Genomic DNA, 23,033 nt, shown 5'->3' with positions numbered 1-23,033 from the left:
CCCCGGTCCAGTGGACCGGGGTCTTCTTCGTTCGCCCTAGCTCCAGCTGGTGCCCGTCAGGCGCTCGTACGCCTCCACGTACTTGGCGCGGGTCGACGCCACGACCTGCTCCGGCAGCGCGGGCGGGGGCTGCTCGCTCGCCCGGTCCCAGCCGGACTCGGCCGAGGTCAGCCAGTCACGGACGTACTGCTTGTCGTACGACGGCTGCGCGCGGCCCGGCTGCCACTGGTCCGCGGGCCAGAAGCGGGAGGAGTCGGGGGTGAGGACCTCGTCGGCGAGGACCAGTTCGTCGCCCTCGAAGCCGAACTCGAACTTGGTGTCGGCCAGGATGATCCCGCGGTCCCGGGCGATGTCGCGGGCGCGGCCGTAGACGGCGAGGGTGGCCTGGCGCAGTTGGGCGGCGGTCTCGGCGCCGACCTGGCGGGCGACCTCCTCGTAGGAGACGTTCTCGTCGTGCTCGCCGACCTCCGCCTTGGTGGCGGGGGTGAAGATCGGGGCGGGCAGTTCGGAGCCGTCGACCAGGCCCTCGGGGAGGGCGAGGCCGCAGACCGTACGGGTCTGCCGGTACTCGGCGAGGCCCGAGCCGGTGAGGTAGCCGCGGGCCACGCACTCCACCGGGACCATCTGGAGGGACTTGCAGACCAGGGTGCGGCCCGCCCAGTCGGCGGGGGCGCCCTCGGGCAGTTCGGTGCTCAGGACATGGCTCGGGACCAGGTCGGCGAGCTGGTCGAACCACCACAGGGAGAGCTGGGTGAGGACGCGGCCCTTGTCGGGGATCTCGGTGGGCAGCACCCAGTCGTAGGCGGAGATGCGGTCGCTGGCGACCATCACGAGGTCGCCCGCCTCGTTCTGGTACAGCTCGCGCACCTTTCCGGTGTGCAGATGCACCAGACCCGGAACCTGGATCGGTTCGGGCTTGTCGACGAATCCGGACACGGTTCCTCCCCGTGGTTCTGTCCAATGGGTCGATTGTCCCGTACGAGGGCGTGCTCACGGACAGTGGGTCAGGTCAGTCGCGCGGACAGGGGCCGGGTCGGGCCGCGGTCTGGGGTCGGGTCAGTCGCGTTTGCAGATGCGGTCCAGGAGGTTCGCGGTGGCGCGCTGGATGCGGGGGTCGACGTGGCCGGGGCGGTCCAGGGACGGGGTCCAGGCGAAGGTCCCGGACGCGAAGACCCAGGCGCCGGAGGGGGCTCGGTAGAGGGAGGTCTCCTGGTGGCGGACGACACCGTCGGCGTCCGCGTAGGGGCTGTGGGCGAGCAGGATGCGCTCGTCGTGGGCGGGCAGCGGGGTGCGCGGGAAGTAGCGGTCGGCCTCGCCCGCCACCAGGCCGTCGATCGCGTCGCCCTCGTGGGCGCCGGTGGCGTCCCACAGCCAGTGGTCGGCGTTGCGGACGATCAGGGGGCGGGGGGTGGGGACCGGGCCCTGGTACTGGATGCCGAGCAGTTGCTGCTCGGCGCGGTCGATCTCACGCCACAGCACCGGCTTGCCCGGGCCCCGGCGCTTGCGGCAGGTGAGCAGGCGGTCGGGGACGCCGGAGGGTGAGGGGCCCAGCTCCACCTGCCAGTACATGGTGTTGGCGGAGAGGAAGACCAGGGACGTGCCGTGGTCGCGGGCGTGCTCCACGGCGCCGCGCATGGGGGCCGACCAGTACTCGTCGTGGCCCGGGAAGACCAGTCCGCGGTAGCGGGTGGGGTCGATGCGGCCGGAGTGCAGGTCACGGGCGTCGGCGTAGGCGAGGTCGTAGCCGTAGCGCTCGGCCCAGCGGATGAAGTCGTACGCGTGCCCCACGTGCAACGGCAGGCCCGCGCCCGCGTACGGGCGGTCGAAGGAGACGGTGGTCGCGGCGTCGCCCTCGCCGAGCAGTCGGCCCTTCTCGTCCCACGCGTGGTAGAGGCTGGCCCCGGTGCGGCCGTCCTCCGGGTAGAGGTTGTACGCCTGCCAGGTCACGTCCGGCAGCAGCAGGAGCAGGTCGGCCGGGTGGTCGTCGCGGACCGTGAAGGGGACGTGGGAGCGGTAGCCGTCGGCGGTGGTGAGGACGGCGACGTACGCGCCGACGCGCCAGTACGACGGGATCTGGAGCCGCCAGGAGAGCCACCAGTGGTGGCAGGAGACTGTGCGGTCGGCGGTGAGGGGCGCGGGCTGCACGATGCCGGAGAGACGGGGGCTGGTGGTGATCTTGGCGGCGCCGTCACCGGCGTAGTGGCCGATGCGGTAGACGTCGACGGCGAATTCCTGGGGCGGGTCGACGGTGATGTGGAAGTCGATGGCGTCGCCGGGGGCTACCGCGCCGGTGGCGGTGAAGCCCTTGATCTGGCGGTGGAGGTCGTCGGCGGCGCGGGGGGAGGTGGCTTCCGGGGCTCGGGCGGGGGTCGAGCGGTCTTCCGGGTGGTCCACGTACCAGGGGATGACGCGGCCGGTGTCGTCGACGTAGGTCACGCCGCCGCGCAGCCAGGGGACCGGGCCCTGACCGAAGGGGTCCGTCACCGCGTGTGCCCGTGCTCCCGACTCCCAGCGGCGGATCTTGTCCGACCCCATGGTTGCTTCCCTCCCTTGCCCCCGTGGGTGATGTGACACGAGCGAGCGACGGCGGCTGCCGTCGGCTGTCAGCGGTGTCGTATGTCGCGCGCCTTTGCCAGGTGCGTGTTCGATCCCAGCACATCACATTGCGCACGCACTCTGTCACTGGTCGTTGTGAATTGACCGAAAGTGGAAGGGTGGACTCCGGTAGGACGGGGGTCTGTCCGGGGTCGGTAAGGGGGAGGCAGGCCTGGTAAGGGGGGAGGCAGGCAGGGCTGGCAGGGGGAAGGGGAGGCACGGCTCAAGGGCCGGTCCCGGTCAGACGAGGCGGACCGGTTTCTCCGGGCGTATCCCCGTCTCCGTCAGCCACTCCCGCAGGGGCGCCGGATCGCCGTCCTCGAGGAGGCTGAGGACTCTCGGGGTGAGGTCGGCGGCGCGTTCGCCCTTGAGGAGGAGGGACGGGCCGTCGAGCCAGTCGAGCCCCGGGGTCGCGCCCGCGGTGTCCATCGCGGCGCAGCACACCATCGCCGTGACGTGGTCGGCGAGCAGTTCGCGCGGGGTGCGGGGTGGTTGGAGGGGGAAGAGGGGGAGGGCCCCGTCGCCCCAGAGGTCGGGGTCGGGGGAGCCCGCGGGGCCGGGTGCGGGCGGGCCGCCCGGCGCTGGGGCGTGCGCGGCGGCGGCTTCCTCGCGGGCGAGTTCGGCGCCGAGGCCCTCGGCGAGGGCGGCGCAGCGGGTGGTGGTGGCCGGGGTGGTGTCGGGGGAGGGTGCCAAAGGGGCACAAGCGTGGTCGGCGGGGGCAGAAGCGTGGTCGGCGAGGGCGGAAGCGTGGTCGGCGAGGGCGGAAGCGTGGTCGGCGGGGGCGGAAGAACGGTCGGTTTCGGGCGGCGGGCTCTCCTGGGCCGCCGCCAGATGGTCGATGATCCGCGCCAGGGTGGGCCCCGCGGACCCGGGACCGGTGCGGCGGACGCCGAGGGTGTCCAGGACGCGGTGCAGCCGGGCGGCGTCGGTGCGCCACTTGCGGTCGACGACCTCGTCCGGATAGTCGTCCCACTCCACCGGGGACCAGTCGGGACCGGGCCCGGCCGGGCCGCCGTGGAAGAGGCGGGCGGCGAGCAGCGAGGCGGCCTCGTCCACCGTGCCGGGTTCTTCGAGCAGGTCGCAGGCGGGACGCTCACCCAGCCGGGAGGCGAACCCCTCGGCCAGCCGGTCCCGCCGGGACAGCTCGGTGAGGGCGGCGACGACCCCCGCGTCCAGCCGGGACGGCCAGCGGCCCATCCGCCAGGCGGGCAGCGCGACCCGGGTGAGGAGCCGGTCCCAGCCCGCGTAGGCGAGGCCCACCTGTTCCTGGGCGACGATCCGCAGGCCGTAGTCCACCGCCTGGGCGCGCTCGGCAGCCGCGGCGGCGACCCCGCGCTCCATCTCGGCCGCGTGTTCCCGGCAACTGCGCAGCAGCAGCCGGACCACCCAGCCGACGCCCGCGTACAACGGGCGCAGCGGCGGTCGGACCCGGGCGGCAGGGGCTCCGCCGACCGCCGCCGAGGCGACGGCGACCGCGGCGTCCAGACCCCGGACGAAGCGCCGGGCGGCGGCTATGTCGGGGTGCGCCGAGGGGCCCGTACCCGCGACGACGGGGGCGAGGACCGCGCGCAGTTCGCCGACGCGCATCCACCACAGGAACGGGGAGCCGATGACGAGCACCGGGGCGGCCGTCGTACGGCGGTGGCCGCGGCCACGGAACCGCTCCTCCCCCGCCAGCCGCTCGCCGTCGGGCGGGCCGTGGGCCGGATGGGTGCGGTCCTCCAGCCAGCTGTCGCAGTCCGGGGTGAGCGCTATGGCCGAGGGGACGGGGACGTCGAGGCGGTCGGCCAGGTCGCGGACCATCCGGTACAGGTCGGGCGCCGCCTCCTCGGCGATCGGAACCGTCGGGCTCACGGCGGGCCGGGCCCGCGCGACGACGAGCGCGATACCGCCCGCGGCCAGCAGCACGACCACGGCGACCACGCCCACGCTCCACCGGGCGGCGTCCCAGCCGCCGCCGACGAGATGGCCGCTGGAGCCGCCCGCGAAGAGGATCACGGCGGCGGCAGCGGGCAGCAGGGCCACGGCCAGCGCGCGGCTGCGGACCCGCAGCACGGCCAGGGCCCGGGAACGCGCGGACTGCGCGCCCGCCTCCACACCCATACCGGTCACGACCGGACGTCACCCCCTCCCTGCTGTCGCGTACGACGGCTCGTTGCTCACTCCCCCACTGTGGCACCCGTCACTGACATCGCAATGCCGGTGGGCCAAGTGCCGGAACGCTTGCGCCGCACCCTAGTTGGGGGTCTGCCCATCGTCAGCCGGATGGGGCATTGCTCACCCGATGGAATGGCTTTGGGGAAAGCTGGCTGACGGTGAACAAGGCTTGGGCCCCGGTATCCGTAGGGATTCCGGGGCCCGTGGCGAGGGGAGGTGGGAGGGCGCTGCAGGGTTGTGCCCTGCGGGTTGTGCCCTGCGGGTTGTGCCCTGCGGGTTGTGCCCTGGGGGTTGTGCACCGCAGGTGTGCGTTACGAGGTTGTGCACCGCAGGTTGTGCACCGCAGGTCTGCGTTACACCCCTGCCGCCGCCTTCGCGGCGATGTCCGTACGGTGCTGGGAGCCGTCGAGACGAATCCGGCCGACCGCCTGGTAGGCGCGTTCACGGGCCTGGGCGAGGTCCTCGCCGGTGGCGGTGACGGACAGGACGCGACCGCCCGCGCTGACGACCGAGTCGCCGTCGCGCTTGGTGCCCGCGTGCAGGACGTACGCGTGCGGGGCGTCCTCGGCGGCCACCTCGTCGAGGCCGGTGATCGGGTCGCCGGTACGCGGGGTGCCAGGGTAGTTGTGCGAGGCGACGACCACGGTGACGGCCGCGTCGTCGCTCCAGCGCAGGGGTTCGAGGTCGGCGAGGTTGCCGGTGGCGGCGGCCATCAGGATCCCGGCGAGCGGGGTCTTCAGCCGGGCCAGCACGACCTGGGTCTCCGGGTCGCCGAAACGGGCGTTGAACTCGATCACGCGCACCCCGCGCGAGGTGATCGCGAGCCCGGCGTACAGCAGCCCGGAGAACGGTGTCCCCCGGCGGCGCATCTCGTCGACGGTCGGCTGGAGAACCGTCTCCAGCACCTCGTCCACCAGCTTCGGGTCGGCCCAGGGCAGCGGGGAGTACGCGCCCATGCCGCCGGTGTTCGGGCCCTCGTCGCCGTCCAGGGCGCGCTTGAAGTCCTGCGCGGGCCGCAGCGGGACGACGGTCTCGCCGTCGGTGACCGCGAACAGCGACACCTCCGGCCCGTCGAGGAACTCCTCGATGACCACCCGCTCGCAGGCCGCCGCGTGCGCCTTCGCCGCGTCGAGGTCCGACGTGACGACGACGCCCTTACCGGCGGCGAGCCCGTCGTCCTTGACGACGTACGGCGCACCGAAGGCGTCGAGAGCCTCGGTGGCCTCCTCCGGCGTCGTACACACATACGACCGTGCGGTGGGAACGCCCGCCCCGGCCATCACGTCCTTGGCGAAGGCCTTGGACCCTTCCAGCTGCGCGGCCTCCTTGGAGGGACCGAACACCGGAATGCCCGCCTCCCGCACCGCGTCGGCCACCCCCGCGACCAGCGGCGCCTCCGGGCCCACGACGACCAGCTCGGCGCCGAGCTTCATGGCCAGCGTGGCCACGGCGGCGCCGTCCAGGGCGTCGACCTGGTGCAGCTCGGCGACCTCCGCGATACCGGCGTTGCCTGGGGCGCAGTGCAACGCGGTGACGGCGGGGTCGAGGGACAGTGAGCGGCACAGGGCGTGTTCGCGGGCGCCGCTGCCGATGACGAGGACCTTCACGGGGGTCAGCCTAACGGCAGGAGGCGGGGGCGCTTTGTGCGGGCCGCCGAGGGGGTGGGGGCGGAGCGGCTGTGACTTCCTCCAAGGAGCGGCCCTTTGTCGGTTGCGCGCTGTGGCTCTCGGCTGCGGCTACTCGTTGGTGAACTCATCCACCACGGTCGCCCCCAGCTCCCGGACGAGCAGTTCCTGCCCGGAGAGGGCCGACTCGTCGAGGTCGGGGTCGTCGGCCTCGGGGGTGTCGTCCTCGGGGGCGACGGGGTGGGGCTCGGGGGCGGAGGTGGCCGGGGGTGTGGGGGTGGCCGCCGGTGCGGGAGCGGGGGCAGGGGCGGCAGGGGTGTGCTGTGGGGGCGCCGGGCGCTGTGGGGCCGTAGCGCCGCCGCTGGCGCCATAGCCGCCGGTCGACCCGCTGTTGGCGGGGCTGCCACCGCCGTACCCCCCGGAACCACCGGAGGGGCCGGGGGCAGGCGCCGCCGAACCACCACCGGACGGATCAACGACAGCCTCGACCTTCCAGTGCACGTTGAACTGCTCGATCAGCGCCTGCCGCAGTACGTCCTCGCTGCCGCTGCTCGCGAAGTTGTCCCGGGCGCCGGAATTGACGAAGCCGAGCTGGAGGGTGGTGCCGTCGAAGCCGACGACCTGGGCGTTCTGGCTGAGGAGGATCCAGGTGAAGCGGCGGCGGTTCTTGACCGCCTCGAGGATGTTCGGCCAGAGGGAGCGGGGGTCGAGGCCGCCGGACGCGGGGGCGGCGACGGGCGGCGAGGGGGACGGCGGGGGTGCGGCCGGGGACGTCGCCGGAGGCGTGGCCGCGGGGGGCGCGGCTGCCTGGGGCCGGGTGTCGCTGGCGGGGGTGGTGGCGGTGGGCCAGCCACCCGGACGTCGGCCGCCACCCCCGGCCGTGGTGGCGGTGGGCCAGGCGCCGGGGGCGGGCTGCGAGGGCGGTGTGGCAGGAGCCGTATCGGGGCTGGGGACGGCGGGTGCCACCTGCTCGGCAGGGGCACTCGCGACGGGCACGCTGGGCGCCTCCGCACCACGTACGGCGGCCCGGGCGGCGGCGGGACCACCCCCGGGAGCCACAGGCGGCGCACCTTCACCACCACCGGCACCGGACCCGTGGACGCCGGGCGCGGGGACGTACCCCATCGCGGGAGCACCGCCCCCGGCGGAGAAGTTCACCCCCCGCTCCAGCCGGTCCAGGCGGGCCATGACGGACCGCTCGTCCCCATAGGCGGCGGGCAGCATGACGCGGGCGCAGATCAGCTCGAGCTGGAGTCGCGGCGCATGGGCGCCGCGCATCTCGGTGAGGCCTTCGTTGACGATGTCGGCGGCGCGCGTCAGCTCGGCCGGACCGAAGGCCTGGGCCTGGGCCCGCATGCGCTCGACGACGTCGGCGGGATGATCGAGAAGCCCCTTCTCCCCCGCGTCGGGCACGGCCGACAGGATGACGAGATCCCGCAGCCGCTCCAGCAGATCGGTGACGAACCGCCGAGGGTCGTTGCCGCCCTCGATCACCCGGTCGACGACCTCGAAGGCGGCGGCACCGTCACCGGAGGTGAAGGCCTCGACGACGGAGTCGAGGAGCGAGCCGTCGGTGTACCCCAGGAGGGAGGTGGCCATGGCGTATGTCACACCGTCGGCACCGGCACCGGCGAGCAGCTGGTCCATGACGGACATGGAGTCACGCACGGACCCCGCCCCGGCCCGCACGACCAGCGGCAGCACGCCGTCCTCGATGGGGATGTCCTCCCTGCGGCACACCTCGCCGAGGTAGTCCCGCAGGGTCCCGGGCGGCACCAGCCGGAACGGGTAGTGATGGGTCCGCGACCGAATGGTCCCGATGACCTTCTCGGGCTCGGTGGTGGCGAAGATGAACTTCAGATGCTCCGGCGGCTCCTCGACGACCTTGAGCAGCGCGTTGAAACCGGCCGACGTGACCATGTGGGCCTCGTCGATGATGTAGATCTTGTACCGGCTGCGGGCGGGCCCGAAGAAGGCCTTCTCCCGCAGGTCACGGGCGTCGTCCACACCGCCGTGGGACGCGGCGTCGATCTCGATGACGTCGATGGACCCCGGTCCGTTGCGCGCCAGGTCACGGCAGGAGTCGCACTCAGCGCACGGTGTCGGCGTGGGCCCCTTCTCGCAGTTCAGACAGCGGGCCAGGATCCGCGCACTGGTCGTCTTGCCACACCCGCGCGGACCACTGAACAGGTACGCGTGATTGACCCGGTTGTTCCGCAGCGCCTGCTGCAACGGGTCGGTGACATGCTCCTGCCCGATGACCTCGGCGAAGGACTCCGGGCGGTAGCGGCGGTACAACGCAAGAGACGACACGCATACGAGGTTATAGGCGCCCACTGACAACAGGCCCCGCCCTGGAAACGCAAGCGCCCCCCACGCACCCGCCAGAGCCAACCTACCCTTGCTGCCTTCCGGCCCTGGGGGAGTTCAGTCAGATAGCGCCGCGTGAGGGGCTCCGCACAGGTTACCCGATCCGACCGGCAGGAACGAGTTCGCGAGCACTCCCCAGCGTCATGTAATGTTTCCGGCGGAGGATTCGCCTAGAGGCCTAGGGCGCACGCTTGGAAAGCGTGTTGGGGGCAACCCCTCACGAGTTCGAATCTCGTATCCTCCGCCAGTGCCTCACCGGGCACGATGTCGAAGGGCCCCACCGTTCGCGGTGGGGCCCTTCGTCGTTGTTCGTCTCGGCTTTCGTGTCGGGCTCCGGCATGGGGCGAGCCGTCAGTGAGCGCGGATGCGGGCCCGCGCACCTAGCCCGGCACTCCACACGCCACCTGAGTATCCACGTGAACCTACGGTGCCGTAAGTTACGGTACCGAAGGTTCGCTGCGATGTTTGCGAGGACGTATGAGCACTTCCCCGGCGACTGCCGAACTGCCCTGGCTGATTCAGGGTGGGATGGGTGTGGGGGTGTCCGGGTGGCGGCTCGCTCGGGCCGTGGCGCGGGCTGGGCAGCTGGGGGTCGTCTCCGGTACCGCTCTGGACACGCTGTTGATACGGGGGCTGCAGAGTGGGGACCCGGGAGGGCATTTGCGGCGGGCGCTGGCCGCGTTTCCCGTGCCGGAGGTGGCTGACGCCGTGCGGGAGCGGTACTTCGTCGAGGGTGGGGTGGGGGACGGGGCGCGGTTCGCGGCCACTCCTCGGCTGACGGTCGACGAGGCGGGTCCGGCGCGGTCGTTGACCGTCGTCGCCAATTTCTGCGAGGTGTGGCTCGCCAAGCAGGGGCACGGCGGGGTCGTCGGGATCAACTTCCTGGAGAAGGTGCAACTCGCCACCCTTCCCGCCATGTTCGGGGCGATCCTGGCGGGTGTGGACTACGTCCTGGTCGGCGCGGGCATTCCCGCGCAGATTCCCCGCATCGCCGACGGGCTCGCCCGGTGTGAGCCGGTCACCGCGCGGGTGGACGTGGACGGCGACGTCCAGCCGTTCGAGCTGCGCTTCGACCCGGCCTCGGTGCTGGGCGGGGCCGAGCCGGGCGCGCTGCGGCGCCCCCGTGTCCTCGCCATCGTCTCGTTGCCCGCCCTGGCCACGTACCTGAACCGCGACGACGAGACCAGGCCGGACGGTTTCGTCGTCGAAGGGCATGGTGCGGGCGGGCACAGTGCCCCGCCGCGTGGGCCCCTGCGGCTGGACGAGCAGGGTGATCCCGTCTACGGCCCCCGGGACAACCCGGACTTCGCCAAGATGGCGGCCCTCGGGCTGCCGTTCTGGATCGCCGGGGGCCAGTGCGGGCCGGAGCAGCTCCGCCGGGCCAGGGCGGTGGGTGCGGCCGGTGTGCAGCTCGGCAGTGTGTTCGCGCTCTGCGAGGAGTCGGGCATGGAGCCGCGGCTGAGGCGGCAGCTGGTCGAGCGGGAACTCGCGGGTGAGCTGACCGTGCGGAACGATCCGGCGGCCTCCCCGACCACCTTCCCCTTCAAGGTCGCCGACCTGCCCGGCACCCTCGCCGACCCCGAGACCAGCGCCGCCCGCGCCCGCGTCTGCGATCTCGGCTACCTCCGTACGCCCTTCCGGACCGCCCGCGGCACCATCGACTACCGCTGCCCCGCGGAGCCCCTCACCGCCTACGTCCGCAAGGGCGGCACCGCCGAGCAGACGGAGGGACGGCAGTGCCTGTGCAACGGTCTCCTCGCCGCCGTCGGACTGGGCCAACGCCGCCCGCGCGGCGTCGTCGAACCGCCCATCGTCACCATCGGGCAGGATCTGGACTTCCTGCGGCACATCGCCCCGGACGGCGGGGCGTACAGCGCCGAGACCGTGGTGCGGTGGCTGTCCGCCGGGCTGGTGGAGACGGAGACGGTGGCGGTGGCCGCGTCCGCTTGAGCCCTTCGGCTCCGGGCGCCTGACCCCGTCCCCCCTACGCCAGCTTCGTCAGGCCTTGTGCGGCATGGTGGCAATATTTTTGAACGTGTTCAACTATTGCGGTGACGATCACGGTCCAGGACGATCACAAGTCCGAGACGAGCACGACAGGACAACGCCGCAAGTGAACCCGAAACCGCCTGCATCCACCGTGGCCGAGATAGCCGAAGACCCCCGCAGCGGCATGCTGCTCATCCCCGCGCACGACCCCGAGTACTCGCACGGCGTCGGCCTCTGGGATGACGCGCGGGACGTGTACCGGGCGTTCGTGCGGGGGAGTGCGGTGGAGGGGTGGGAGAAGGGCGTCCTCCGGGCCAAGGTGGCAGGGCGGTCGCGGAAGCAGATGGTGTTGCCGGTGGTCGTACAGCTCGTGCCGCGGCCGGACAACGACCACAACCCCGGCGCGATCAGCGTGGCCGCCCCCGTGTCCATGGGAGGGACGGATCACGAGCGGCACATGGGCTACATGTACGAACGGCAGCTCGTGTCGCTCGGGGCGCCCCTGCGCACCCTGGCCGCCGTCGCCGAACGGCCCGTCGGGTGTCATGCGTTGGTCGAGGTCGACCAAGCCGACATCGACATCGAGGACGAGGACGACGACGAGGACGAGGACGACGGGGGTGTTCTCGTCGTCGGGGTGCGGCAGGCCTACTCGCTCTCCTCCCTCCGGCTTCGGCTGCCCTGGTGGGAGGATCTCCAGCGCATGGTCATCGCCTACGCGCGCACCGTGCGGCCGGAGTTGATCCTGCCGTTCGTCGGGCACTGGACGTCGTACGGCGAAGGCGCGCACGCGGAGCTGCTGCGGCGGACCGGGGACAAGGAGTTCGCCGTCACCCTGCGGGCGCGGAACGGGAAACTCCGGGCCTGGTACGAGGATCTGGAGCTGTCCGTCCTCGTGCCCTCGGGGCGGGACTTCTTCGACCGTACGCTGCGACGGGTGGAGGAGCTGGGCGGTACGGCGGTCGCGCGGGCCGAGGAGCACCGGGGGTCGTTGAAGGTGTTCGTGGAGGACAGCTCACCGCCTACGATCGCCGGTCATGGACTGGCTTGAGCGGGTCGGGAAGCTGAGGCAGTGGAGCCGGAACGGGACGCGGGCCCCGCACAAGCCGTTGCTGCTGCTGTACGCCCTGGGGCGGTTCCAGCGGGACGCCGACGGTGAGCTGCGGTACAGCGCCGTGGAGGAGGACCTCCAGCGGCTGCTCGTCGAGTACGGGCCGTCCACGAAGACCACGCCCGCCTATCCCTTTCACCACCTGGTGAGCGACGGAGTGTGGGAGGTGCGGACGGATCGCGGGTCCGGCAGCCCGGGCAGTGGGGTGCGGGAGTTGCGGTCGTCCGGGGCCGTGGGGCGGCTCGCGCCCGAACTGCGGGCGGCCCTGCGGCGTGAGCCCGAGCTGATCGGGCGGATGGCACGCGTGCTGCTCGACCTGCACTTCCCGCCCTCGCTGCACGGCGAGTTGAGCGATGCGGTCGGGCTGGAGCTGGAGCCCGCGGAGGCCGGGCCGTTCGCCGCCGCCCTGCGCGGGCGCAGGGACCCCGCGATGCGGGAGAAGGTGCTGACCGCCTACGAGTACCAGTGCGCCTTCTGCGGTTACGACGGCATGCTCGGTGCCGTACCGGTCGGGCTGGAGGCCGCCCATGTGCGGTGGTGGGCCTTCGACGGACCCGACGACCTCGACAACGGGCTGTGCCTGTGCGCCCTGCACCACAAGCTGTTCGACAAGGGCGTGCTCGGCGTCGGCGAACGCCACCGCATCCTCGTCTCGCAGCGGTTCGTCGGCCGGAGCGCCGCCGCCCGCGAGCATGTCGTCGCGCTCGCCGGGCGCCCGCTCATCGGGCCGCAGCCGGGGGCCGACCGGGTCGCCGAAGTCCACCGGTCCTGGCACACCAGCCAGGTGTTCCGCGGCAGTCCACGCGTCGCCGCCACCGCGTCGCCGTAGCGGCGTCGTCAGGGCGTCGCCGGTCCCCTGACCACCACCACCGGGCACTCCGCGTGGTGCAGCAGCGCCTGGCTCACCGAGCCCAGGAACAGGCCCGTGAAGCCGCCGCGCCCGCGCGCGCCGGTCACCAGCAGCTGGGCGGACCGGCTGGCCTCGATGAGGGCGGGGCGGATCCGGGAACGGACCAGTTGGCGTTCCACGGTGACCTGGGGGAACTCCTTCTGCCACTTGGACACCGTGTCGTCCAGCAGATGCTGCTCGGACTCACGGAGGTGATCGGCGTCGACCACCATGGCGTTCAGGGGGTCGCCCGGACCTTCGTACGCGCGTTCGCTCCAGGTGTTCCAGACGTGTACGGCGACCAGCGGGGCGTTGCGCAGTTCCGCCTCGCTGAACGCGAACCGCACCGCCGCCTCCCCGGCCTCCGAACCGTCCACCGCCAGCACCACCGCGCCGACCGGGTCGGGACGGCCCCGCACCACCATCAGCGGACAGGTGCCGTGCGCGGCCAGATGCACCGCCGTCGAACCCAGCAGCAGCCCGGCGAAACCGCCCAGGCCACGGCTGCCGACCACCGCCAGCGACGCCGAACGCGCCTCGGCGTCCAGCACCTCGAAGGCGTCGCCCGGCACCACGGAACGGTGGATCACCAGGCCCGGCGCGGCCTTGCGCGCCCGTTCCTCGGCGCGGGCCAGGGTGCCGTGGGCCATCGACTCCAGGCCCTGGTCACCGGGGTGCCAAGGGGGCGCACCGGTCGGCAGACGCCCGGTCGGGTGGCCGAAGGCGTGCACGATCCGCAGGGGCACGCCCCGCAGGTACGCCTCGTACGCCGCGACCTCGACCGCGTGCAGGCTGGAAGCGGAACCGTCCACACCCACGATCACCGCCCTCGCCGCCGCTGGGTCGAGCACCGGATCACTCACCGCTCACACTCCCGTCCTGGGACACCGCTGGACACCGTCCGTCCGTCCGCCGCCGTAACCGTCGCCCGTACGTCCGTCGCCCGTACGTCCGTCGCCCGTACGTCCGTCGCCCGTACGTCCATCGCCTGTAGCCGTCACCTGTACGCCGTCACCGCCGTCGCCCGTACGCCGTCGCCATCGCCGTCCGTACGTCGTCACCTGTACGTCGGCACTTGTAGGTCGCTCTCACGCCGCCCCCGCCCCCCGCACCACCGCGACCGGGCAGTGGGCGTGGTGCAGTACGGCCTGGCTGACGGAGCCGAGCAGCAGGCCCGTGAAGCCGCCGCGGCCCCGGGAGCCGACCACCAGCAACTGGGCGGAACGGCTCGCCTCTATCAGGGCTTCCCGCGTTCCACCGTGCACCACCTTGTGTTCGACCACCACACCCGGGTACCTCTCCTGACGTCCCGCGATCGACTCGTGCAGCAGGCGCTCCTCCTCGGCGGCCAGTTCGCCCGGCGGGTTCGCGTACGGCAGCGACGGGTCGCGCGGGGCGGGCAGCGGGGCGTTCCACGTGGTCCAGGCGTGCAGCGCGACCAGCGGGGCCTTGCGCAGTTCGGCCTCGGCGAAGGCGAAGTCCACGGCCCGGGCGCCCACGGGTGAGCCGTCGACGCCGACGACGACCGGGCCGCCGTCCACGGTGGCGGGCTGTTCGCGCACCACCAGGACCGGGCAGAGCCCGTGTGCCGCCAGGTGCACCGCCGTGGACCCGACGAGCAGGCCCACGAAGCCGCCCATCCCCCGGGACCCGACCACCACCAGTTCCGCGGTGCGCGACTCGGTCCGCAGCACGGTCAGCGCCTCACCGGTTACCAGGGCCCTGTCGACCCGCACGTCCGGTGCGGTCGCGCGGGCCCGTTCCACCGCCTTGGTCAGCAGGTTCTCGGCCAGTCGCCGCAGGCCGCCCTCGCTCGGGCCCACCGGCGACGGCCCCAACGGCACCGGCAGCGCGGGCCAGATGAAGGCGTGCACCACCCGTAGCGACGCCCCACGCGCGCGTGCCTCCCGCGCCGCCGTCTCCACCGCGGCGAGGCTCGACTCCGATCCGTCCACACCGACGACCACCAGACCGCTCATCGTGCCTCCCACGTCCGGACGTACGTACTCGCTGTCGTCTCCAGCACACCGCCGACGGGCCCCCTCCCCATAGGGCCGGGTGGCGCCGGGGCCCGGGGCCGACCGGCACTCAGCGGCGGGCGGTCGCCGTGACGGCCACGGCGGGCAGGATCGCCAGGGCCAGCACGCCGCCGGTCAGTGCCAGGACCGGATAGCTCGCCGCGGCGACGACGATCCCGGAGGCCATGCCGCCGGTCGCGCCCGCGATGGCTATGGAGACGTCGACCAGGCCCTGGGTCCGGGCCCGGGTGGCCAGCGGCACGGTGTCGGTGATGATCGCCGTACCGGAGACCAGGCCGAAGTTCCAGCCCAGCCCGAGCAGGGCCAGCGCGAGGGCGAGCAGGGCGACGGAGTCCGCGGGGGCGGCTGCCGCGACGACGCCCGCGGCGAGCAGGGTGACGCCGGAGGCCGCCGCGAGGGTCAGACGGCCGATGGGGGTCCCCCCGCGCGAGCGCAGCCGAGCGTGGGGGAGGTCCACCAGCCAGCCGGTCAGCGGGGAGGGCAGGTACATCGCGCCGATGTGGACGGCGATGACCAGGCCCGAGGCGGCGGTGCCATGGCCGTGGTCGTGCATGTGGATGGGCGTCATCGTCATGACGGCGACCATCACGAGCTGGGTGAGGATCATGACCAGCGCGCCGAGTACGACCCCACCGCGCGGCTCGGCCGCGGCCTTCTCCTCGACGGGCTCCCGTCGTACGGCGTCGGCGGCCAGGCTCCTGGCCAGCAGCAACGGGTCGGGGCGCAGCCGGACGGCCAGCACGAGCGCGGCGAGCGCGTAGGCGGCGCCGGAGAGGAGGAACGGTCCGGCCAGGTGCGGGATGCCGAACGTCTCGGCGAAGGTGCCGGTCGGCGCGGCGAGGTTGGGACCGGCGACGCCGCCGAGGGTGGTGGCGACCAGCACCGTGGAGACCGCGCGGGCGCGTCGGTCGGGGGTGGCGAGGTCGGCTCCGGCGTACCGGGCCTGGAGGTTGGTGGCGCTCCCGGCGCCGTACACGAACAGGGCGACGAACAGCAGGACCGGGTTGTCGAGCACGGCGGCGACGATCACGCCCGCGCTGCCCACCGCCCCGGTGAGGTAACCGGCGGCCAGACCGGGGCGCCGCCCCCTGGTCTGGGAGATCCGGCCGACGGTGACGGCGGCGAGCGCCGACCCCGCGGTGAACAGGGCGCTCGGCAGTCCGGCGAGACCGGTGGAGCCGAGCATGTCCTGCGCGAGCAGCCCGCCGATCGTGATCCCGGCGGCCAGCCCGGCGCCGCTGAGCACCTGGGCGGCGACCAGCACCCGCAGGACGCGGCGCTGCGCGGCGGCGGGGTCCGGGTCCTCGTCCTGTATGCCGGTGGGGGCGGGGGCGGCGCTGGTCACGGGGCCTGCCTGCTCTCTTGGGTCTCCGAGGGCAGGACACCGCCCATATTCCAAGTTTCGTCGGAATATCGTAGGAGCTGGTGATCGCGAGGACCAGCCCCGTGCCCGACAGGCCTATCCCCAGACCCGCACCCGCGTCGGCTCCGTCACCTGGTCCACGTCCGTCGTCCGGACCGTCACCTTCATCGTCCAGTCCCCCGCGACCGGCAGGTTGAGGGAGTCGGTGGCCCAGTAGCCGCCCCGGTCGGTCAGGTCGGCGGTGAGGGGGCCGATGTCCTGGGCGGGGAGGGTGAAGGAGAGCCGGAGTTCGGGGACCGTGGAGAGGCCGCCGTCGGGGCCGAAGACGACCGCCTGGACGCTGTTCTCGCCCACCCGGGCCGGGTCGAGACTGATCTGGACCGTGCCCCGGCCGCCGGTCGTCCCCAGGTCGAAGGGGACCGTCGTGACCGCCGCGCGCGGCTGTCCGGCGGGGGCGGTGTCGTTGCCCGCCGCGGCGGCCTCGGCGGCGGCGCGGCCGGGGAGGGTGCTGGTGAGCACCGTCGTCAGGACCAGCACGACCACGCCGATCCCCGCCTCGGCCAGGACCGAGCGGCGCAGCGCGCGGCGGTACGGCGCCGGGGGCGGCGGCTGCTCGTCGGCCGCTTCCGGCACTTCCGCGGGCCCGCCCGCCATCGCCGGGACGCGCTCCCGGGCCGGGACGGCCGCCCCCACCGCCACCAGTCGCCGGGTCCAGCGGCGCGACGCCCACGCCACCGTCAGCAACAGCGCGACCGCGCCCAGCTTGGCGAGCAGCAGACGGCCGTACGAGGTGGAGGTGAGGGCGTCGAGGGGGCCGAGCCCCCGCCAGGACTGGTAGGTGCCGGTGACCACCAGGACCGTCACGGAGGTGAACGCCACCCGCGAGAAGCGGGCGGCGGAGGACGGCGGGACGTGGGTGCGGTACACGGCGACGAGGCCGCCCAGCCAGACCGCCGCAGCCAGCAGGTGCAGGGCGTGGGAGGCGACCGCCACCGGGACCTGGATACCGGCGGACGCGTGTTCGGCCGCGGCCCAGGTGAGGGGCAGGGCGACGGCCACGGCGGCGCCCGTGCCGAAGGTGACGCGGGAGCGGGAGCCGCGCAGGAGGCGGGCGAGGACGAACCCGGCCGGGGCCAGGAGGGCCAGGCGGACCAGCAGGGCCAGGCCCGGGCGGCTGGTCAGGGTGTGGGTGAGGGCCGACGCGTCGAAGGCCGTCGACGGGCCGGTACCCGCCTCGTACGGGGCGCGCAGCGCCAGCAGCGCCAGGGTCGCCGCGAGCAGGGTCCCCCAGGCCAGGCGCAGGGGCGCCCGCAGCGGGGCGGGGTCGGGCGGGCGGCAGACCGCGACGAAGGCGGCGGCGCCGATCAGCAGGGCCACGGCGAGGTAGGCGAGATAGCGGGCGATGTTGTGCAGGCTCTTGGTGGCCGGGTCCTCCGCCGGGCCGGTGTCCGGCGCGGCCACCACCGGCGTGCGCTCACCCACCGAGAAGGTGAACGCCCCCGACACCGGGTGACTGTCGGCCGACACCACCCGCCAGGCCACGGTGTACGTGCCCTTGCCCAGCCCGCGCGGCAGGTCGACGCGGACGGTCCGCGCGCCGCCCGGCCCGTGGCTCGGTTCCGCCAGCCGTACGCGGCTGCCGTCCGGGTCGAGCATCCGGACCGAGCCGTCCAGCAGGCCGACGGACTCCGTGAACGTCAGGTCGAGGTGGCGCGGGGCCGACCTGAGGACGGTGCCGTCGCGGGGGCCGGTGTCACTGAGGGCGGCGTGGGCGGAGGCGGGGGCGGCGCCGGAGAGGAGGAAGCCGGGGACGAGCAGGCCCAGCAGGGCGACCAGCAGCACCAGTTGCCGGAGCCTGGCGGGTCGTCGCGGGGCCCGCCACCCGCCGAGGGTTCCCCGCTCTCGGTCGCCATCGTCCACCACTTCGTCTCCGTCGCATCGCGCCTTCCGGCCTTCCGGACTGCCCCCCCCGGACAGGTACGGATGCGAAGGGCCGAACGCTCACCAGGTCGGCCGCGCCGTCACCCCGCCGTCCACCACCAGGTCGTGCCCCGTCACCCACGACGCCAGCGGGGAGGCCAGGAAGACGCAGGCGTCGGCGACGTCCTCCGGGCGGCCGAGTCGGCCGAGCGGTACCGCCCGCTGCCAGCGCTCCACGCCCTCCGGCCAGTCCTCCGACAGCCCCTCCCGGTCGACGAGGCCGGGCGAGACGGTGTTGACGCGGATGCCGTACGGGCCGTACTCCAGCGCCGCCCCGCGCGCGTGCATCACGATCGCGGCCTTGGAGGCGGAGTAGTGGGAGTGGTGCGGCGCGGGATGCGTGGCCTCGATGGAGGCGATGTGCGTGACGGAGCCCGGGCCGCCCGCCTCCCGCATGACCTCCGCCGCGGCCTGCGTGCACGCGAACACGCTCGTCAGGTTGGTGTCCACCACCGCCCGCCACTCCCGCGCCGTCATGCCGGGGAGTTGCTGGACCGGCTGCACGCCCGCGTTGTTGACCAGGGCGGTCAGACGGCCCCCGGCGCCCTCGGCCCACTCGGCGGCCTCCCGGACGAGCTGGTGGCAGGCCGACTCCTCCCTCAGGTCCGCCTCAAGGACGACGGCCCTGCCGCCCGAGTCCCCGATACGGGACGCCACTTCGCGCGCCGCCGCCACCGCCGTACGGCAGTGCAGGGCGACCGCCGCGCCCTGTCCGGCGAACCGCAGCGCGATGCCCCGGCCGATGCCGCCGCCCGCTCCCGTGACCAGGGCCACCTGGCCCCGTAGCAACAAGCTCATGGACGGCACAGTGCCACGATCCGCGCGGCCTCGGACGGGTAGCGGGCCGTCAGTTCCGTCGCGTCACCGTGCTCGTAGGTGTCGTAGCTGAAGCCGGGGGCCATCGTGCAGCCGAAGAAGGCCCAGGCGCCGTCCCCGGCGACCCGGCCGCCCATCCAGGTGCCCGCGGGGACGGTGAGCTGGGGGTGCTGGCCGCGCGGGACGTCCGGGCCGAGGAGGGCGGTACGGGTGGTGCCGTCGGGGGCGAGGAGGAGGAGTTCCAGGGGGTCGCCGAGGTAGAAGTGCCAGATCTCGTCGGTGGGCAGGCGGTGCAGGGCCGAGTAGTCGTCGCGGGTCAGCAGGGCGACGATCGCGGTGCCCTCCGGGCGGCCGTCCGGGCGGTCGGGGCCCGCCCACGTCTGCCGGAACAGGCCGCCCTCGCGCGGGATCGGCTCCATGCCGTAATGCGCGACGAGGGCTTCCGGGGTGGTGTCCTTGCCAGGCCGGTCTCGGGCATCTCGGGTCACCCCGGAAGGCTATCCCCGGGTCAGCCGGGGAAGACCGCCTCGCGCGTGAGGAACGCGAGTTGGGCGTGCTTCTCGGGGAGGTACACGTCCGGGAGGTCTATCTCCGGCAGGACCACCTTCGGGCCCGCGACGAAGCCCTCCCGCAAGAAGCGGGCGATCGCCTTGTCGTTGCGCACGTCCGGGTCGACCACGATCCGGCGCTGGTCGAGGGCCAGCAGGGCGTACGAGGTGACGGCGCGCACCAGGGCCGTCGTCCAGCCCGCGCGTGCCGTGCCCGGGTCGGCGGGGGCGAGGAGCAGATGGACCCCTATGTCCCCGGGTTCCACCCGGTAGCACTCGCTGACCCGGTCGGCGTCGGGCTCGTAGGTCTGGAGAAGGGCGACCGGCTCGTCCTCCTTGAGGAGGAGGAAGGCGTGGTGGGTGTCGAGGGTCTCCATATGGGCGTAGATCTCGGCGACCTGCTCGCGCGTGAGGCCGTTCATGCCCCAGAAGGACGCCCGTTCCTCGCTCACCCAGGAGTGCAGGAGTCCGGCGTCCGCGTGCGCGTCGACGGGCAGGACGCGGACGGCGCCGAACCCGTCGACGTACAGCTCGTGGACGGGCTCGCGGCTGCGGGGCGCTTCGAGGCCGGACGGGTGGGACAGGTCAGACATCGGTCTCCTTGGTGAGCTGGTTCCAGTCGGTGACGACCGGGGCGAGTTCGCCCGCGAGCCACAGGGGGAGCTGGTCGCGGTGGTGGGACGAGCCGGGGACGCCGGACGCGCCGAACGGCACCACCCACCGGCTGTCCTCCCGGCGGGCCAGGTCCCACACGTAGCGGGCGGCCGGGCCGCGCGCCGCGAGGTCGGTGAGGCCGGGCACGGGCGAGGTGCACAGCACGCAGTCGTGGTCGCCGGAGAGGCCGGGTTCGTCGTACGGGGCGCCGGGGAGGGCCCGCCAGGGGACCAGGCGGTGGGTGTCGCCCCAGCGGGCGGGCGCCTGCCCGGCCCCGGCCACCTCCTCGACCGCCGCGCGGACCACGGCCGGGCGGTCGATGCCGTACAACTCCTCGGCCCGCAGCAGGTTCTCGAGGGCGTAGCCGATGCGCGGGACCAGGGCCAGCCAGGGGAGGAGGACCTCCGGGTAGGCGGGTGGTTCGGTGAGCGCGGCGAAGGCGGGCTCGGCGGCGAGGCGGCGTACGACCGCGCCGCGCACCGCCGCGAAGGCCGCCGCGTCCTCGCTGTCGGACGCCATCCGGCGGTCCCAGCGCAGCAGCCGGTCGCGCAGTGCCGTCGCCTCGCGCGTGAGGCCGTCCAGGCCGGTCATCAGGTCGAGCAGGGCGGCGGCCGAGCCGAGGTGGGTGTCCATGTGGACGGCGGGCATGTCGGCGGCCGACCAGCGCTCCTTCTCGGCGAGCAGGGCGGCGATGCGGCGGGCGCGGTGCGGGGCGGAGAACTCGACGCCGAGCGGGGTCGCGAGGGCGCGCTGGTTGGCCATCACCGCCACGCCGTCGGTGAGACCCGCGCGGGGCGGCTCGTGCCAGCCCCGCCAGTCGTGTCCCGCCTCCCACGCGGGCACCGTACGGACCCTGCCCCGCTCGGCGCGGACCGGCACCCGGCCCGCGACCCGGTGCAGGGTGCCGCCGTCGGTGTCGGCGGCCTGCACGACGTTCACCGGCTCGGCCCAGCGGTCGAAGGCCCGGTCGACGTCGGCCACCGTGCGGGCGCGCAGCAGCGGCAGCAGGGCGCTGAAGCCGAGGTCTTCGGTGACGCGGGGCGGGTAGCGCAGGCTGAGGGCGAGGGGGGTGCCGTCGTCGAGGCCCTCGGGGCCGCCCGCGATGACGGGGCCGCGGTCGGTCTCGATGACCTCGACCTCCACGCGCGCGCGTGCGGCCTCCCCCGCCACCTCGACCGTCTCGGTGAAGCGTTCCGCCCGTCGCCACTCCCCGTCCGGCCCCAGCGCCTCGACCCCGGCGCCGGTGCGCCGCAACCGCTCCTCGTAGAGGTCCTGGTAGTCCGCCATGGCGTTGGTGATGGCCCACGCGACCGTGCCGGTGTGGCCGAAGTGGGCGACGCCGGGGATGCCGGGGACGGCGAGGCCCACGACGTCGAACTCCGGGCAGGAGAGGTGGATCTGCTGGTAGACGCCGGGGTCCTCGATGAACCGGTGCGGGTCGCCCGCGATGAGCGCGTGCCCGGTGACGGTGCGTTCACCGGAGACGAGCCAGCCGTTGCTGCCGGAGGTGCCGGGGCCGTCGGTGGCGAACAGGGCGACCGCGTCGGGCCCCAGGTGCCGTACGACCTGGTCCCGCCAGAGCTTGGCGGGGAAGCCCGCGAAGAGGATGTGGGTGGAGAGCCAGACGCCGAGCGGGGTCCAGGGCTCCCAGCGGCCGGGGGTGAGGCCGGTGCGCTCGAACTCGGGGGTGCGGCGGGCCCCTTCGGCGAGGTTGTCGTTCACCCCGTCGACGTAGGCGCGCACCCAGTCGGCGGTCTCCGGGTCCCGCTCCTCCAGCGAGCCGAAGCAGCGTCTGGCGGTGTCGTCGAGGCGGGCGCGGCGGACGAACACGTCCCAGGCGAGGGAGTCGGGGCCGAGGAAGGACGCCGAGGTGCCCTGGACGCGGTGGCGCTCGACCTCCAGTTGCCAGGCGCGGTCGAGGGCGGTGACACGGCCCTGGGCGCGGGCGAGCGCGGTCGCGTCGGAGGCGCGCAGGTGGGGGATGCCCCAGGCATCCCGGTAGATCTCGGCCGTCACCCTGTGACCCCGCCTTCCTTTAGGTTAGGCTTACCTAAGCATATGTGAGGGAATCGTACGCGAGCGGTGAAAGGGCACCCCGCGGCAGGGGCACCCCCCTTGACCGGGCGCGGGCGGCGAGGCCCGGCGACTCCGGATCGCCGGTCGGGGCGACGGCGCGGGGCACCACCGGCTTCCAGCATCCCCAGCCGGAGCCCTCGCCCCATCGTCCCGACCGGCGTTACGGACCCGCCGCCCGCACCCCCGCGACGCGCGGTCCGCCCCGCGGGGCGGGATCATCGGTCCATGGACGTCACCCTGCACCTCGCCCAGGATCCCGAGGCCGACGCGCTCCTCGGGCGCAGTCCGCTCGCCGCGCTGATCGGGATGCTGCTGGACCAGCAGGTCCCGATGGAGTGGGCGTTCAAGGGACCCGCGACCATCGCCGGGCGCCTCGGCACGGACGACCTGGACGCCCACGAGATCGCCGCGTACGACCCCGGGGCCTTCGCCGCGCTGCTCTCCGAGAAGCCCGCCGTGCACCGCTACCCCGGCTCGATGGCCCAGCGCATCCAGCGGCTGTGCCAGTACCTCGTCGAGCACTACGACGGTGACGCGAGCGCCGTCTGGGCGGACGTCGGCAGCGGCCCCGAACTGCTCAGGCGGCTCCAGGAACTGCCCGGCTTCGGCCAGCAGAAGGCGCAGATCTTCCTCGCCCTGCTCGGCAAGCAGCTCGGCGTACGCCCCAAGGCGTGGCAGGACGCCGCGGGCGACTACGGGGCACCGGGCAGCTTCCGCTCCGTCGCGGACATCACCGGACCGGAGTCGCTGGCGAAGGTGCGGGCGCACAAGCAGGAGAGGAAAGCGGCGGCCAAGGCAGCCAAGAAGAAGGCGTAACCCCG

At 73.7% G+C, this 23,033-nt stretch carries 17 protein-coding genes, 1 tRNA gene and 1 other RNA gene; 5 read left to right on the top strand and 14 right to left on the bottom strand.

The window, feature by feature from the left end; translation table 11 throughout:
* Window positions 1–36 precede the first annotated feature (36 nt).
* From ACFVQG_RS11155 to ffs, 6 genes are all read right to left on the bottom strand, one after another.
* A complete protein-coding gene (locus ACFVQG_RS11155; RefSeq protein ID WP_383379525.1) occupies window positions 37–936 on the bottom strand; it encodes a phosphoribosylaminoimidazolesuccinocarboxamide synthase in 900 nt (299 codons plus the stop codon).
* Window positions 937–1,056: 120 nt separating this feature from the next.
* Window positions 1,057–2,535: a N,N-dimethylformamidase beta subunit family domain-containing protein gene (locus tag ACFVQG_RS11150; RefSeq protein WP_383379522.1), complete on the bottom strand. Its 1,479-nt coding sequence runs from the start codon at window positions 2,533–2,535 to the stop codon at window positions 1,057–1,059.
* Window positions 2,536–2,835: 300 nt separating this feature from the next.
* Window positions 2,836–4,698, bottom strand: coding sequence for a hypothetical protein (locus ACFVQG_RS11145; RefSeq protein ID WP_383379797.1), 1,863 nt, complete (start codon window positions 4,696–4,698; stop codon window positions 2,836–2,838).
* Between the two features lie 407 nt (window positions 4,699–5,105).
* Window positions 5,106–6,359, bottom strand: a complete 1,254-nt coding sequence (purD, locus tag ACFVQG_RS11140; protein WP_383379519.1) for a phosphoribosylamine--glycine ligase — start codon at window positions 6,357–6,359, stop codon at window positions 5,106–5,108.
* 129 nt (window positions 6,360–6,488) lie between these two features.
* Entirely contained in the window at window positions 6,489–8,690 is a 2,202-nt protein-coding gene (locus ACFVQG_RS11135) for a DNA polymerase III subunit gamma and tau (protein ID WP_383379517.1), read from the bottom strand.
* A gap of 46 nt (window positions 8,691–8,736) precedes the next feature.
* Window positions 8,737–8,835, bottom strand: an RNA gene (ffs, locus tag ACFVQG_RS11130) — signal recognition particle sRNA small type.
* A gap of 71 nt (window positions 8,836–8,906) precedes the next feature.
* Here ffs and ACFVQG_RS11125 point away from each other — a divergent pair.
* The 4 genes from ACFVQG_RS11125 to ACFVQG_RS11110 all read left to right on the top strand — a co-directional run bounded on the left by ACFVQG_RS11125 (window position 8,907) and on the right by ACFVQG_RS11110 (window position 12,676).
* A tRNA-Ser gene (locus ACFVQG_RS11125) sits at window positions 8,907–8,994 on the top strand.
* A gap of 449 nt (window positions 8,995–9,443) precedes the next feature.
* Window positions 9,444–10,697 (top strand): nitronate monooxygenase, encoded by a 1,254-nt coding sequence (locus ACFVQG_RS11120; RefSeq protein WP_383379514.1) that lies wholly within the window; start codon window positions 9,444–9,446, stop codon window positions 10,695–10,697.
* Between the two features lie 163 nt (window positions 10,698–10,860).
* Window positions 10,861–11,787 carry a hypothetical protein gene (locus ACFVQG_RS11115; RefSeq protein ID WP_383379511.1) on the top strand — a complete coding sequence of 309 codons (927 nt, stop codon included), beginning with the start codon at window positions 10,861–10,863 and terminating at the stop codon, window positions 11,785–11,787.
* Complete coding sequence (locus ACFVQG_RS11110) at window positions 11,774–12,676, top strand: phosphorothioated DNA-binding restriction endonuclease (RefSeq protein ID WP_383379508.1); 903 nt, start codon at window positions 11,774–11,776, stop codon at window positions 12,674–12,676. The genes ACFVQG_RS11115 and ACFVQG_RS11110 overlap by 14 nt, the downstream gene beginning before the upstream one ends.
* A gap of 8 nt (window positions 12,677–12,684) precedes the next feature.
* Here ACFVQG_RS11110 and ACFVQG_RS11105 read toward each other — a convergent pair whose 3' ends face one another.
* The 8 genes from ACFVQG_RS11105 to ACFVQG_RS11070 all read right to left on the bottom strand — a co-directional run bounded on the left by ACFVQG_RS11105 (window position 12,685) and on the right by ACFVQG_RS11070 (window position 22,152).
* Complete coding sequence (locus ACFVQG_RS11105) at window positions 12,685–13,560, bottom strand: universal stress protein (protein WP_383379794.1); 876 nt, start codon at window positions 13,558–13,560, stop codon at window positions 12,685–12,687.
* Window positions 13,561–13,824: 264 nt separating this feature from the next.
* Window positions 13,825–14,715 carry a universal stress protein gene (locus ACFVQG_RS11100; RefSeq protein ID WP_383379505.1) on the bottom strand — a complete coding sequence of 297 codons (891 nt, stop codon included), beginning with the start codon at window positions 14,713–14,715 and terminating at the stop codon, window positions 13,825–13,827.
* Between the two features lie 109 nt (window positions 14,716–14,824).
* Entirely contained in the window at window positions 14,825–16,120 is a 1,296-nt protein-coding gene (locus ACFVQG_RS11095; protein ID WP_383379502.1) for an MFS transporter, read from the bottom strand.
* A 114-nt stretch (window positions 16,121–16,234) separates the two neighbouring features.
* On the bottom strand, window positions 16,235–17,980 hold the full coding sequence (locus ACFVQG_RS11090) for a copper resistance CopC/CopD family protein (RefSeq protein ID WP_383379792.1): 1,746 nt from the start codon (window positions 17,978–17,980) through the stop codon (window positions 16,235–16,237).
* 159 nt (window positions 17,981–18,139) lie between these two features.
* Complete coding sequence (locus tag ACFVQG_RS11085) at window positions 18,140–18,916, bottom strand: SDR family NAD(P)-dependent oxidoreductase (RefSeq protein ID WP_383379499.1); 777 nt, start codon at window positions 18,914–18,916, stop codon at window positions 18,140–18,142.
* Window positions 18,913–19,353 (bottom strand): cupin domain-containing protein, encoded by a 441-nt coding sequence (locus ACFVQG_RS11080; protein ID WP_383379789.1) that lies wholly within the window; start codon window positions 19,351–19,353, stop codon window positions 18,913–18,915. The genes ACFVQG_RS11085 and ACFVQG_RS11080 overlap by 4 nt, the downstream gene beginning before the upstream one ends.
* Window positions 19,354–19,442: 89 nt before the next feature.
* Entirely contained in the window at window positions 19,443–20,075 is a 633-nt protein-coding gene (locus ACFVQG_RS11075; RefSeq protein WP_383379496.1) for a GNAT family N-acetyltransferase, read from the bottom strand.
* Window positions 20,068–22,152 (bottom strand): penicillin acylase family protein, encoded by a 2,085-nt coding sequence (locus ACFVQG_RS11070; RefSeq protein ID WP_383379493.1) that lies wholly within the window; start codon window positions 22,150–22,152, stop codon window positions 20,068–20,070. Before ACFVQG_RS11070 ends, ACFVQG_RS11075 begins: the two co-directional genes overlap by 8 nt.
* 285 nt (window positions 22,153–22,437) lie before the next feature.
* Here ACFVQG_RS11070 and ACFVQG_RS11065 point away from each other — a divergent pair, with 285 nt between their 5' ends.
* Window positions 22,438–23,028, top strand: a complete 591-nt coding sequence (locus tag ACFVQG_RS11065) for an HhH-GPD-type base excision DNA repair protein (RefSeq protein WP_383379491.1) — start codon at window positions 22,438–22,440, stop codon at window positions 23,026–23,028.
* Window positions 23,029–23,033 lie beyond the last annotated feature (5 nt).

It is taken from the genome of Streptomyces sp. NPDC057877, from assembly GCF_042796855.1.
GTDB lineage: Bacteria > Actinomycetota > Actinomycetes > Streptomycetales > Streptomycetaceae > Streptomyces.
Note: the sequence above shows the minus strand (reverse complement) of the source record. Positions and strands in the feature narration are given on the sequence as shown.